We start from the raw sequence: 13,597 nt of genomic DNA, 5'->3' as shown, positions 1-13,597 counted from the left end.
TGACGGTTTTTACAATCGTTAGCGCAATTTAGTGCATATATTATTATATATAATACATCACTGCTGCCGGGACGCATAAGCATCTGCGACCTGGGATTCCAAACCAGGCAGCATCGTTGGATGCAACTTTACCACTTCCCCGACTATAATAACGGCCGGATTTCCTAACCCTGCATACTGCGCCCTGAATACGATATCCCGTACGGTACCCATTACCATCTTTTCCCGGCTGGTGGTGCCTTCCTGGATAATGGCTACCGGCGTATCGCCCTTCCCATGGCCGGCAAAGATCTCCATAATAGCTTCTAACTTGCTCATAGCCATTAGGATAATAACGGTGGCCGATGACTGGGCCGCCAGCTTAATATCGGCTGATATTTCCCCGGATTGGGTGGTGCCGGTGGTTACCCAGAAACTTTCATTGATGCCCCGGCAGGTTAAGGGGATCATTTGTCCCGCCGGTACTGCCACCGCACTGGAGATGCCGGGCACTACCTGTACCGGGATGCCCGCTTCCCGGGCCGCTGCTATTTCCTCCTGGGCACGGCCAAATACGAAGGGATCGCCGCCCTTTAAGCGTACTACATGACCATGGGCCAGCGCCATTTCTATGATCACGTGGTTGATTTCCTGCTGGGACAAAGCATGGCAGCCATAGCGCTTGCCCACAAAACGGGTAATAGCGCCCGGTTTGGCATATGATAATAATTCTTCATTTGCCAGTGCATCATATAATATTACATCGGCCTGCTGTAGTGTTTTAATAGCCTTCAGGGTAATCAGCTCCGGGTCTCCAGGACCCGCTCCCACCAGGGATAATCGGGGCTCCATCATGTATTATTATTTTATTTATATGAATATATTGAAAATTATTCTTTGTTGCTTAATATAATTATTCCTAAATTTATGACAGAAGTCACAGAAAACATAATTTATTTCTGACGATTACATGCCACTTTGTTACATGCGTTTTTTATTAATGTTTGCTTGCTCGCAGTCATTAACACTTAAAATCAAGGCACTGCATGAAAATCGTCATCATTGGAAACGGAATGGTTGGCTACAAGTTTTGCGAGAAACTGTTGGCCAAACAGGGGGAACAGCCCTTTGAGCTGATCGTATTTGGAGAGGAAATGAGGCCCGCGTATGACCGGGTTCACCTGAGCGAATACTTTGCCGGCAAATCAGCAGACGAACTGACACTCGCCCCTGCTGAATGGTACGCCGATAATGGGATCCGTTTACACCTGGGTGATCCGGTACAAAGTATTGACCGGACCCATAAAACCGTTCACTCCTTTAAAGGCATCACCGAAAGCTATGACTACCTGGTCCTGGCTACCGGTTCTTCTGCTTTTGTGCCGCCCATTCCCGGCGTTGAAAAACAAGGCGTATTTATTTACCGCACCATCGAAGACCTGGAGATGATGACCTCCTACGCACGCCATGCTAAGAAAGGCGCTGTGATCGGAGGCGGACTACTGGGCCTCGAAGCGGCCAAAGCCATGCTCGACCTCGGTATTACTGATACCCAGGTGATCGAGTTTGCCCCCCGGCTGATGCCCCGGCAAATAGATGATGCCGGCTCCCACACCCTCCGCACCAAGCTGGAAGCATTGGGCCTGCACATTCGCACCAACACCAACACCACCGCCATCCTGGGCGATGACTGCATCACAGCTATGCAGTTTGCCGATGATACCACGATTGATGTAGACATGCTGGTGATCTCTGCGGGTATTAAACCCCGTGATGAGGTAGCCAAGCTCTGCGGCCTGGAGACAGGTCACCGCGGCGGTATTGTGGTGAATGATCAATTACAGACCACCGATCCGCACATCTTCGCTATTGGCGAGTGTGCCTTACATAAAGGTATGATCTATGGACTGGTAGCACCCGGCTATGAAATGGCCGATGTGGTAGCTGCCAACCTCACAGGCGGTGAAAAAGCATTTACCGGTTTTGACATGAGCACCAAGCTCAAACTGATCGGTGTAGATGTTGCCAGCTTTGGCGATCCTTTCGTACATCCCAAAGAAGGCCGCAGCATTGTGTGGGAAGATACCCTCAAAGGCGTGTACAAACGCATTAACATCAGCAATGATGGCAAGCACCTGCTGGGCGGTATCCTGGTAGGCGATGCAGAGCAATACAATATGCTGCTGCAAACCTGCAAGAACAAAGTAGTACTTCCTCCCAATCCGGAAGATGTAATATTAGGTGCACGCGGTGGATCTGCTGAAGCAGGCGCCGGCGTAACCAGTCTGCCCGATGAAGCCCTCATCTGTAGCTGTGAAAGCATCACCAAGGCAGCCATTTGCAGCGCCGTAAGCGAGCAGGGATGTGAAACGGTAGATGCAGTGAAGAAATGTACCAAAGCAGGTACTGGTTGCGGTGGTTGCGTACCGATGGTGAAAGACCTGGTGCTACACACCCTGGCATCCCAGGGCAAATATGTACGCAATGTACTGTGCGAACACTTCCAATACAGTCGCCAGGAATTGTTTGACCTGGTGAAAGTACATGACCTGAAAAGTTATGATGCAGCACTGGATAAATTAGGCAAAGGCGATGGTTGCGAAATATGCAAGCCCGCCATCGCCTCTATCATTGCCAGCCTCTGGAATGAAATGATCCTGCAGAAAGGCAATGCTACTGCACAGGACTCCAACGACCGTTACCTGGCCAATATTCAAAAAGGCGGTACTTACTCTGTAGTACCCCGTATACCGGGTGGCGAGATCACACCGGAAAAGCTCATCGTTATCGGGCAGGTAGCACAGAAATATCATCTCTATACCAAGATCACCGGTGGTCAGCGCATTGACCTTTTCGGTGCGCATGTGAGCGACCTGCCTGCTATCTGGGAAGAGCTGATCGCTGCCGGCTTTGAAAGCGGACATGCTTACGGAAAAGCCCTGCGTACTGTGAAGAGTTGTGTAGGCAGCACCTGGTGCCGCTTTGGTTTGCACGACAGTGTAAGCTTTGCCATCCAGATTGAAGAAAGGTACCGTGGCCTGCGCGCGCCGCATAAACTCAAGTCGGCCGTATCAGGTTGTATCCGTGAATGTGCAGAGGCCCAGTCAAAAGACTTTGGCATCATTGCCACCGACAAAGGCTGGAACCTCTACGTATGCGGCAATGGCGGTTCTAAGCCACAACATGCCTTATTGCTGGGTACTGACCTGGACAGCGAAACCTGTATTAAATACATTGATCGTTTTCTCATGTTTTATATAAAAACCGCCGATCCGTTAACAAGGACGGCCACCTGGCTCAATAAGATGGACGGCGGTATTTCTTACCTGAAAAATGTAGTGGTGCATGACAGCCTGGGCGTTGCTGAACAACTGGAAGCAGAAATGCAACTGTTGGTAGACAATTATAAATGCGAATGGAAGGAAGTGGTAGAAAGTCCTGAACTGCGTAAACGGTTCAATCACTTTGTCAATGCACCGGAAGAAAAAGATCCTACTGTACAATTTGAACCCATGAGAAGTCAAAAACGAGCTACAGAATGGAAGTAAGTCTCTGATCCGTCATTCATTCTCTCAAAGCAACACACTTAACCTGTTTCCTATTTCTCCTCTAACGATTGTTTGTCTGCTCTGATCAATACAGAAGCAGCCTGAATGTTTTTGTATTAACCAACGAAGTCCCGTCCCGCTAAACAGCGGGACCGGGGCACAGGTTCTTATTGACCAAACTATATATCTATGCCCACACTCGAACAAACACTTACCTGGTTTCCCGCCTGCCGCGTAGAAGACGTACCGGAAAATGGTGGTGTATGCGTAAAGCACAAAGATGAACAGATAGCCCTGTTCCATTTTACCCGTCGCAATGAATGGTATGCTACCCAAAACCAATGCCCGCATCGTCAGCAAATGGCCTTAAGCCGCGGCATGATCGGTTCCCAGAACGATGAACCCAAGGTAGCCTGCCCTTTTCATAAGAAAACATTTTCACTCAGCACCGGTGAATGCCTCAGTGGTGATGATTATGTGATCAAGACTTATGCAGTGAAAGTAGAAGCAGGTGTAGTATATATAGGAGTAGAAGAATAAAGAGTTTAAATAAAAAAGCCCGTGGAGATTGGCGTCGCACACGGGCCGTGATTTTAAATCGCAAACAATCTAAAACCAAAACAAAGCTATGAAGAATTTCATTGCAAAACTCAGTCTCTTTTCGTGTATGCTGCTTTTCGTCATCAACACAAACGGGCAGTTCTCCTTAACAGGCCAACTGCGTACACGTACCGAGGTTCGTAACGGGCTCGGCAACCTTGTGCCCGTTGGTTCAAAGGCAGCAACATTTACTTCACAAAGAACAAGGCTCAACTTCGGTTACAAGTGGGACAAGGTAACCTTTGGCGTTTCTGTACAGGACGTGCGTGTATGGGGCCAGGACGCATCTTCCATTTCTCCTGCAGATGGCAACAGACTTATGCTGCATGAAGGCTGGGCAGAAGTGATGCTCGCCAACAAAGCAGACACCACTTTTAAATTTAAATTAGTTGACCAGCTCTCCATTAAGATCGGACGGCAGGAACTGATCTATGATGATGTACGTTTAATAGGCAACCTGGATTGGCTGCAACAAGGCCGCCGTCATGATATGGCCTTGCTCAAAATGGTGCATAAAGGCTGGCAGGTAGATGTTGGCTACGCCTTTAACCAAAACTCAGACGCCTTTGGCATCACAGGCACCTCCTATGTGCCCGGCAATGTGCCTCCTTATATCAAAAACTCAGCCGGTACTTTGGTGCCCACACCCGCTGGCATATTACCCCTCACGGCAGGTGGCAGCATCGCCAACAACAGCAGCAAAACAGGCAATCCTGCTTTCAGCAATCCGGCCAGCACCAATGCCGCCACGCAGGATTATAAATCATTCACCAGCGTTTACATCAGCCGCAAATTCAACCAGACAAAGTTCTCCGCCCTCTTCTTCAACGACAATTTTGGAAAATATAAAATTGATTCCGTAACTGCCAATGGCGGTTATGTATATGGACGGCGTTTTGCCAGTGCCGGCAGTTCCGACGCCTTCGATTACTCAGGCACCAGCAGTCGCTATACCTATGGTTTAATGATCAATCATACCATTGGCAATGCTTCAGGCTTTGGCAAGATCGCTTTACAGGGCGCTTACTACGCACAATCGGGTAAAGACCGCGATGGCGTAAAGCTGGATGCTTACCACTATACCATTTCAGGTATCTACCAAAAGGGCAAAATAAGTTTTGGCCCGGGCTATGATGTGCTTTCCGGTAATGATGCCGTTAATCCTTCCGCTAAAAATAACCGCTTTGACCCGCTGTATGGCACGCCACACAGGCATTGGGGTTATATGGATTACTTCTACGTAGGGACCGGCTCTCCTGCCGGCGGCCTGCAGAACTTTTATATGAAAGCCAAGTTTACCGGCAATGCGTTGAGCGCCGGGGTAGACTATCACTACTTCGCCCTGCACAAGGATATGAAGAAAGCCGATGGTACCGTGATCAGCAAAGGCCTTGGCTCTGAGATCGACTTTTTACTGAACTATAATCTGAACAAGTTTACCAATATAGAGCTGGGTTACTCTTTTATGAAGGCAACTACCAGCATGCCCTTTGCCAAAGCACAGGCCACTACCGATGCAGTAGCAGATACGTACCGGAGAACAGGTCAATGGTTTTATGCCATGATCAATATCCGCCCGGACTTTTTCTATAGCAAACCCGTAGCGATCAGGCAATAGGCAACAACGATGATGAAGCAAAACAAATTTTCAGGTATGCAAACAACAACAAACATGACACGCTATATAAAACAATCCCTCCTATTCATAGGCCTCGTACTTCTATTTTCCAGTGTATCCTCCTTTAAAATGCCTACACCGGCCAGGAAGATCAAGCTGGGGTTTATACCACTCACCGACTGCGCACCATTGGTAGCAGCGAAAGAGTTAGGCCTGTTCGCAAAATACGGCGTTGATGTAGAGCTTTCAAAAGAAGCCTCCTGGGCCAACATACGCGATAAAGTCATCAATGGTGAACTGGATGGCGCCCATTGCCTGTTCTCCATGCCCCTTTCTGTGTACACAGGCATTGGCGGCAAGGCTGGTACTGAAATGAAAATTGCCCTGGTGCTGAACAACAATGGCCAGGCTATCACGCTCTCCAAAGAGTTCTGCGGACTGGCAGGGTTTAAGGAAGTGAACAAAGCAGCAGGCGCTGTAAAAACAGTACAGGGACGTAAAGAAGTAACCTTTGCTATGACCTTCCCCGGCGGCACACACGATATATGGCTGCGTTACTGGATGGCTGCTGCCGGCATCAACCAGAAATCAGTCGGCATTATTACCATCCCCCCGCCGCAAATGGTAGCCAATATGCGCGTAGACAATATGGAAGGCTATTGTGTAGGTGAGCCCTGGAATGGCCTCGCTGCTGCCCAGAATATTGGATTCACCCATATCTCTACGCAGGACCTGTGGAAGCACCACCCGGAAAAAGCACTGGTGGTAAATGCCAACTTCGCAGCTACCGACAAGGAAGACTTAAAGAAAGTGATGAAAGCCATTATTGAAGCCTGCAAATGGCTCGATAATATGGGCAACCGGAAAAAAGCAGCAAGCTGGCTTACCAAACCCAACTATGTAAATGCTCCATTACAAGTAATTGAAGCCCGCCTGGCAGGTTCTTATGACCTGGGTTGTGAACTGGGTGTACAAAAGTACAAGGATGATTACATGACCTTTTATAACAATGGCATCGTAAATATGCCCCGCAAATCACACGCTACCTGGTTCCTGGCGCAGTATGTACGGTTTGGCTATTTGAAATCAGATCCTGACTACAAAGGCATCGTGGAAAAATTAATCCTCGATGACCTGTTTGCAGAAGTAGCCAAAGAAATGAGCGTACCGGTACAACCGGATATGCAGCCATTCAAAACCGCGTATGATGTATCCTTTGATCCCAATAACGTGGCGGCTTACTTAAAAACAACCAAACGATAATCACGCTAAACTATAATAAGCATGAAAACTCTTTTTTCACTCAAAACACTATCCTCCCTGCTGTACTTTATAGCAGGGATAGCGCTGGTGGGTGGTATCTGGGAGCTGATTTCAGCTTCCACCAAAAATGAGATCCCTTCTCCGCGGATGACATGGGTTGTGTTCAAAGAAGTAATGCAAAACCCTTTCCAGGACGATCCGGATTACAAAGGCATCGGCACCAAGCTGCTGAGCTCACTGGGCCGTGTGGCCACCGGTTTTGGCCTGGGCAGTCTCATTGCTATCCCACTCGGCCTGGTGATGGGCGCCAGCAAACCCGTAATGAATATCATCAATCCTATTGTACAACTGTTAAGGCCCGTTTCACCACTGGCCTGGTTCCCGCTGGGGCTGGCCATTTTCCAGGACTCCCCCAAGGCCAGCATTTTTATGATCTTCATTTGCTCGCTGTGGCCCACCCTCATCAATACCGCCTTTGGCGTATCACATATTCCGCAAGATCATAAGAACGTAGGCAAGGCTTTTGGCTTCTCTACCTGGAAATACATCACCAGGATCATGTTGCCCTATAGCTTTTCGCATATCCTCACCGGGTTGCGGCTTTCCATCGGCGTGGCCTGGATGGTGATCGTGGCAGGGGAAATGCTCTCCGGCGGTATTGGCCTGGGGTATTTTGTATGGGAAGAAGGCTTTAATGGTGGCAGTGTGGCCAAGATACTGGTAGCCATCATCATCATTGGCATTGTGGGGCTGCTGCTCGATAAACTGTTTATGTCGCTGCAAAAGCGGTTCACGTATGCAAGCTGATCTTATTTTTTAACATTCAAAAACACGTACAATGAGCCTTCCATCTATAAAACCTAACAGCACAGACAAACTGGCTGCCGTTGATAAAGAGATACTGAACCCGGTATTGAACCAGGACAGTATTGCCGTGAACAATGTGACCGTCGGTTTTAAAACACCCAAAGGCATTTATACGGCTGTACAGGATATTTCTTTAACGATCAAAAAAGGTGAGATCGTTTCGCTCATCGGTCACTCCGGCTGTGGCAAATCAACCCTTATGGGCACCATCAGCGGCATGGTGAAGCCCACTAAAGGAACGGTTGTAGCCAATGGGAATGTGGTAACAAGTCCTGGTCCCGACCGGGGCATCGTTTTCCAGAACTATTCCCTGCTGCCCTGGCTCAGTGTATATAAGAACATTTATGAAGCGGTAGACGCCGCCCTGAAGAACAAGCCGGCTGCGGAGAAAAAAGAGCTGGTGGAAAAGAACCTGAAGATGGTGAACCTCTGGCCACACAAGGATAAGTTGCCGGGACAATTATCGGGCGGAATGAAACAACGCGTGGCCATTGCCAGGGCTTTTGCCATCAATCCTTCCATCTTATTACTGGATGAACCATTCGGCGCGCTCGATGCACTCACCAAAAGCAATATGCACCTGGAATTATTGAAGTTGTGGAACCTCGACAACCGGGAGAAGACCATTGTAATGGTAACCCATGACATTGAAGAGGCCATCTTCTTATCGGACCGTGTGGTGATCATGAACAATGGCCCAGCCGCCACCATCAAGGAAATAGTGGATATACCACTGCCCCGCCCCAGGAATAAAAAGGAGATCGTGCATGACCCGGAATATATACGGATCCACGACAAGCTCCTGAACCTGCTGATAGAAAAATTCTCTATTGACGATATACATGCCTAACGAATCATTAAAAAACTATTATGGCTCTCATCAACAATCAACCGCTTGAAAAATTAAAGGTATTCTCCCTGAAGGGCGTACAGATGCGCACTTTTCACATTACCTGGCTCACTTTCTTCTTTTGTTTCTTTGCCTGGTTTGGTATTGCACCGTTAATGCCATTGGTAAGTGAACAACTGCATCTGACCAAAGCCCAAAAGGGAAATATCGGTATTGCCTCTGTATCAGCTACCATCATTGCCCGGCTCATCGTTGGCCGCCTTTGTGATGTATGGGGACCACGCAGGACCTATACCTTACTGCTGATACTGTGCGCCATCCCGGTGATGTTGATCGGATTAAGCCAAAGTTATACCAGCTTCCTCATCTTCCGCCTGGCCATTGGCGTCATCGGCGCTTCTTTTGTATTGACACAATTCCATACCTCTGTGATGTTCGCTCCCAATATCAAAGGCACTGCCAATGCAGTAGCCGGCGGATGGGGCAATACCGGTGGTGGTGCTACCCAGATCATTATGCCATTAATCGCAGCAGGTTTTGTGGGCCTGGGTTGGGTAAGCAAAGAGAATAGCTGGCGGTTGGCCATGATCGTTCCCGGCATCTTATTGCTGATAATGGCCTTCCTGTATTTCCGTTATACCAAGGATACACCACAAGGCAATTTTGAGGAGATAGAACGCAATACCGGCAAGAAAGAAAACACCTTCCTGCTGGCTGCCAAAGATTATCGTACCTGGATACTCACTATTGCGTATGCCGCCTGCTTCGGCGTGGAGATCACAGTGGATAATTTTGCCGCCACTTATTTCCACGACGAATACAGCGCCGGCATCATCATGGCGGGCCTGCTGGCCAGCATCTTCGGATGGCTCAACATTTTTGCACGTGCCGTAGGTGGTATTGTATCTGATAAAGTAGGCAACCGTTTTGGCTTTAATGGCAAAGTGAACCTGCTCACCATCCTGCTGTTGCTGGAAGGGATCGGCATCATCCTCTTTGCCAAAGCAGGCAGCCTGGGCGCCGCCATTGCCCTCCTGTTCTTCTTTGGTCTTTGCCTCAAGATGGCCAATGGTGCTACCTACAGCATTGTGCCGTTCATCAACCCCAAAGCAGTGGGCAGCGTAGCAGGTATTGTAGGCGCTGGTGGTAATGTGGGCGCTATGGCCATCGGCTTCCTGTTTAAAGGAATGCCTTATGCCGATGCCTTCTTTTACTTAGGTACAGGCGTATTTGTGACTGGTGTGATCATTTTAATCTATAGACTGGTAAGTAAGCAAGAAGATAAAGCTGAAGTGGCTCCGGCCTTGCAAAGAGCGAAATAAAAACCGAAGTTGGAAGACAGATTTTAATGTATTCTATGAATGAATCGTATAAAACAACCTGTTGTTATTGTGGCGTAGGCTGCGGCATTATTGTGAACAAGGAAAAGAATGGCAGCCTGCGGGTGGAAGGAGATCCTCATCACCCGGTAAATAAAGGTATGCTCTGCAGCAAGGGCATGAACCTGCATTATACCGTGATGGATACCAGCGACAGGTTATTGTATCCCGAAATGCGGTACAGCCGTCACCAGCCCCGGCAGCGGGTTACCTGGGAGGAGGCGCTGGACAGAACAGCAGCCGTATTCAAAACCCTTATCCAGAAGTATGGTCCCGATAGCGTAGCTTTTTATGCATCGGGGCAATGTCTAACAGAAGAATATTATGTGATCAATAAGCTCATCAAGGGTTTTATTGGCAGCAACAATATTGATACCAACTCCCGCCTGTGCATGAGCAGCGCAGTAGTGGGTTATAAAATGGCGCTGGGAGAAGACAGTGTTCCTATCAGCTATGATGATATAGAACTCGCTGATTGTATCCTGGTGGCAGGCGCCAATCCGGCCTGGTGTCATCCCATCTTATGGCGGCGTGTGGAAGCGGCCAAAGCGGCCAATCCCAACCTGAAGATCATTGTAAGCGATCCCCGCAAAACACAAACCTGCTCCCTCGCCAATGTGCACCTGCAACTGAACCCCGGCACCGATGTGGTGTTGCACCATGCCATTGGCCGCTGCCTGATAGAGGAAGACCGCATAGACCATGATTTCATTCAGCATCACTCGGAAGGATTTGAAAAATACCGGCATACCGTATTTGAGCGCAGTGTGGCCGAAGCAGCCGTGATCTGTGGCGTGGAAGAAGAAGCCATCCGCCTGGCTGCTTCTTATATCGGCAAGGCCAAAGGGTTCATTACCATGTGGACCATGGGGCTCAACCAAAGTGTGATCGGCGTAAACAAGAACCTCAGCCTGATCAACCTCAACCTTATCACCGGCCATATCGGCAAACCCGGCTCGGGGCCTTTCTCTTTAACGGGACAACCCAATGCCATGGGAGGCCGTGAAGTAGGCGGACTTTCCAATTTATTGCCGGCCCACCGTGATCTGCTCAATGCTTCCCACCGGGAGGAAGTAGAAAAATTCTGGGGAGGCGGCAAGATAGCCCCCAAACCGGGACTCACGGCTACAGAGATGTTCGAGGCATTGAATGATGGACGGTTAAAAGCCATCTGGATACTGTGCACCAATCCCCTCATCAGTCTGCCCGATGTACGCATGGCAGAAGAAGGCCTGAAGAAAGCAAAATTTGTAGTGGTGCAGGATGTGAGCAACCGGCCCGAAACCCTGCAATATGCCGATGTGGTATTGCCTGCCGCCGCCTGGACGGAGAAGGAAGGCACGATGACCAATTCGGAGCGCCGCATCAGCTACCTGCAAAAAGTGGTGGACGCCCCCGGTGAAGCCCTGCCCGATGCGGAGATCATTTGCCGCTTTGCCCAAAAGATGGGCTACAAAGGATTTGACTACAACAGTTTTGCAGATATCTACAAAGAGCATGCAGCTTTAACAGCCGGTACCCGCATTGACATCAGCGACCTGAACTATGACATATTAAAAGCAAAACGCAGTGTACAATGGCCGTACAATAAAGTCATGAACGGTCATGGCACCCCGCGCCTGTTTACCGATAAGCAATTCTATACGCCTTCGGGCAAAGCCATCATCCATTCATTCCCCGACAGCAATGAATCGGAAATGCCCGATGATGACTTCCCCCTCATCCTCACCACCGGCCGTATACGCGATCAATGGCATACCATGAGTAAAACGGGCAAGGTCAACAAATTGAATCAACACATTGCCGAATCATTCCTGGAGATACACCCCGATGATGCGCTGACCCGCAATATCCGCGACAATGAAGTGGTGGTGATCAACAGCCGCCGCGGTGAAGTAAGGGTGAAAGCCAAACTAACTACCGATATTAAACCGGGCGTGGTATTCCTGCCCATGCACTGGGGTAAGGTATTGAACAACGACTTGAACCGGGCCAATAACCTCACCAATAACCTGGTAGACCCTAAGAGTAAAGAGCCTGATTTTAAGTTCAGTGCCGTACAGGTAACACGCTATCAAAAGCCAAAGCAAAAGATCATCGTGATTGGTGCGGGCGCCGGCGCCTGTGGTTTTGTAAAGAGCTACCGGGCGTTGAATACGGAAGATGAGATCGTGGTGTTCAGCAAAGAGAACTTCCCTTTCTATAACCGCGTGATGCTGCCCGATTATATCAGCGGTGTACAGGAATGGAACCAGTTGGTGAAAATGACCGACCAGGAAGAATATGATTATAACATTACCCTGCATCGCGGTGTAAGCATTGAGCATATTGACCGGGCCGCCAAAACAGTTACCGACAGCCATGGCCACACCCATCAGTATGACCTGTTACTCATGGCTACCGGCAGCCGCGCTGCCCTCCTGCGTGACATCCCCAACCTGCCCGGCATCTTCACCATGCGCAGCCGGGTAGATGCAGACAACTTTAAGAACCACGTTGATCCGGCCAATGGCAAAGTAGTGATTGTAGGTGGAGGCTTATTAGGTATTGAGCTGGCCGCCTCCCTGCGGGAAGTGAATGTGGAAGTGACCGTGATACAGCGTATCTCCCGCCTTATGGACCGCCAGCTTGATCCGCTGGGTAGTCAGCTCCTGCACGAGGAACTGACCGATAAAGGCATTGATATTTACTACAACGATGAAATAGAACGTTTCCTGGGCAGTCAGCAGATAGAAGGCATCCGCCTGAAGAGCGGCCTGATGATCAACTGCCAGGCCATTGTAATTGCCATCGGTACCGTACCCAATATTGAACTGGCCCGCGCCAGCGGACTGGATTGCAAGCGTGGTGTAGTAGTAGATGAGTACCTGCGCACCAACGACCCCAACGTGTATGCCATCGGTGAGATCGCAGAATTCAAAGGCTTCCTCTACGGCATTACGGCTGCCGCCGAACAACAGGCGGAAATTGTTGCCCGTTACCTGGCAGGCGATATTTCCAAATACTATGATGGTTCGCTGCTCATGAACATCCTGAAAATGCATGGCACCGACCTGGTCTCGCTGGGACTGGCTGAATGTCCTGCCGATCCTGGCTATGAAGAGGTAGTATTCATTGACAAGGCAAAACGTTATTACAAGAAATGTATCATCTACAATGACCGGCTGGTGGGCGCTATATTGATCGGCGATAAATCGGAGTTCCTGGAGTTCCGCGACCTGATACAGAACAAAATGGAACTAAGTGAGAAGCGTTTGCAGTTATTAAGGTCCGGCAAAAAAGCAGAAGCGGCCATTGGCAAGCTGGTGTGCAGTTGCGGTAATATTGGCGAAGGCAACATTGTGAACAAGATCAAAGAGGGATGCACGGAACTGAAAGCCTTGTGCCAGGCCAGCGGCGCGGGACTGGGCTGTGGAAGCTGCAGGCCGGAAGTGCAGGCTATACTGGAGAAGCAATTGCAAACGCAGGAAGCATTACCTATAACTGAGTAAAC

At 49.3% G+C, this 13,597-nt stretch carries 9 protein-coding genes; 8 read left to right on the top strand and 1 reads right to left on the bottom strand.

Annotation, left to right across the window (positions count from 1 at the left end):
• Nucleotides 1–57: 57 nt before the first annotated feature.
• Nucleotides 58–834, bottom strand: a complete 777-nt coding sequence (cobA, locus tag HB364_RS25990; RefSeq protein ID WP_167291346.1) for a uroporphyrinogen-III C-methyltransferase — start codon at nucleotides 832–834, stop codon at nucleotides 58–60.
• Between the two features lie 191 nt (nucleotides 835–1,025).
• On the opposite strand from cobA, the gene nirB reads away from it, so the two are divergent.
• The 8 genes from nirB to HB364_RS25950 all read left to right on the top strand — a co-directional run bounded on the left by nirB (nucleotide 1,026) and on the right by HB364_RS25950 (nucleotide 13,595).
• Nucleotides 1,026–3,527 carry a nitrite reductase large subunit NirB gene (nirB, locus tag HB364_RS25985; protein ID WP_167291345.1) on the top strand — a complete coding sequence of 834 codons (2,502 nt, stop codon included), beginning with the start codon at nucleotides 1,026–1,028 and terminating at the stop codon, nucleotides 3,525–3,527.
• A 189-nt stretch (nucleotides 3,528–3,716) separates the two neighbouring features.
• Nucleotides 3,717–4,067 carry a nitrite reductase small subunit NirD gene (gene nirD, locus HB364_RS25980; RefSeq protein WP_167291344.1) on the top strand — a complete coding sequence of 117 codons (351 nt, stop codon included), beginning with the start codon at nucleotides 3,717–3,719 and terminating at the stop codon, nucleotides 4,065–4,067.
• An 88-nt stretch (nucleotides 4,068–4,155) separates the two neighbouring features.
• Nucleotides 4,156–5,745: an alginate export family protein gene (locus HB364_RS25975; RefSeq protein WP_167291343.1), complete on the top strand. Its 1,590-nt coding sequence runs from the start codon at nucleotides 4,156–4,158 to the stop codon at nucleotides 5,743–5,745.
• A 36-nt stretch (nucleotides 5,746–5,781) separates the two neighbouring features.
• Nucleotides 5,782–7,008: a CmpA/NrtA family ABC transporter substrate-binding protein gene (locus HB364_RS25970; protein WP_167291342.1), complete on the top strand. Its 1,227-nt coding sequence runs from the start codon at nucleotides 5,782–5,784 to the stop codon at nucleotides 7,006–7,008.
• A gap of 21 nt (nucleotides 7,009–7,029) precedes the next feature.
• Nucleotides 7,030–7,815: an ABC transporter permease gene (locus tag HB364_RS25965; RefSeq protein WP_167291341.1), complete on the top strand. Its 786-nt coding sequence runs from the start codon at nucleotides 7,030–7,032 to the stop codon at nucleotides 7,813–7,815.
• A gap of 31 nt (nucleotides 7,816–7,846) precedes the next feature.
• Entirely contained in the window at nucleotides 7,847–8,725 is an 879-nt protein-coding gene (locus tag HB364_RS25960; protein WP_167291340.1) for an ABC transporter ATP-binding protein, read from the top strand.
• Between the two features lie 20 nt (nucleotides 8,726–8,745).
• On the top strand, nucleotides 8,746–10,047 hold the full coding sequence (locus HB364_RS25955; protein WP_167291339.1) for a NarK family nitrate/nitrite MFS transporter: 1,302 nt from the start codon (nucleotides 8,746–8,748) through the stop codon (nucleotides 10,045–10,047).
• A gap of 35 nt (nucleotides 10,048–10,082) precedes the next feature.
• Nucleotides 10,083–13,595 carry a nitrate reductase gene (locus HB364_RS25950; RefSeq protein WP_167291338.1) on the top strand — a complete coding sequence of 1,171 codons (3,513 nt, stop codon included), beginning with the start codon at nucleotides 10,083–10,085 and terminating at the stop codon, nucleotides 13,593–13,595.
• Nucleotides 13,596–13,597 lie beyond the last annotated feature (2 nt).

Origin of the sequence: Paraflavitalea devenefica (genome assembly GCF_011759375.1) — a bacterium.
In the GTDB taxonomy this organism is placed as follows: Bacteria; Bacteroidota; Bacteroidia; order Chitinophagales; family Chitinophagaceae; genus Paraflavitalea; species Paraflavitalea devenefica.
This window is presented reverse-complemented; position numbering and strand designations above follow the sequence as displayed.

Excerpts from the sequence above, each read along its gene's own strand:
- cobA (WP_167291346.1), bottom strand. The coding sequence starts at position 834 with ATGATGGAGCCCCGATTATCCCTGGTGGGAGCGGGTCCTGGAGACCCG.
- nirB (WP_167291345.1), top strand. The coding sequence starts at position 1,026 with ATGAAAATCGTCATCATTGGAAACGGAATGGTTGGCTACAAGTTTTGC.
- nirD (WP_167291344.1), top strand. The coding sequence starts at position 3,717 with ATGCCCACACTCGAACAAACACTTACCTGGTTTCCCGCCTGCCGCGTA.
- HB364_RS25975 (WP_167291343.1), top strand. The coding sequence starts at position 4,156 with ATGAAGAATTTCATTGCAAAACTCAGTCTCTTTTCGTGTATGCTGCTT.
- HB364_RS25970 (WP_167291342.1), top strand. The coding sequence starts at position 5,782 with ATGCAAACAACAACAAACATGACACGCTATATAAAACAATCCCTCCTA.
- HB364_RS25965 (WP_167291341.1), top strand. The coding sequence starts at position 7,030 with ATGAAAACTCTTTTTTCACTCAAAACACTATCCTCCCTGCTGTACTTT.
- HB364_RS25960 (WP_167291340.1), top strand. The coding sequence starts at position 7,847 with ATGAGCCTTCCATCTATAAAACCTAACAGCACAGACAAACTGGCTGCC.
- HB364_RS25955 (WP_167291339.1), top strand. The coding sequence starts at position 8,746 with ATGGCTCTCATCAACAATCAACCGCTTGAAAAATTAAAGGTATTCTCC.
- HB364_RS25950 (WP_167291338.1), top strand. The coding sequence starts at position 10,083 with ATGAATGAATCGTATAAAACAACCTGTTGTTATTGTGGCGTAGGCTGC.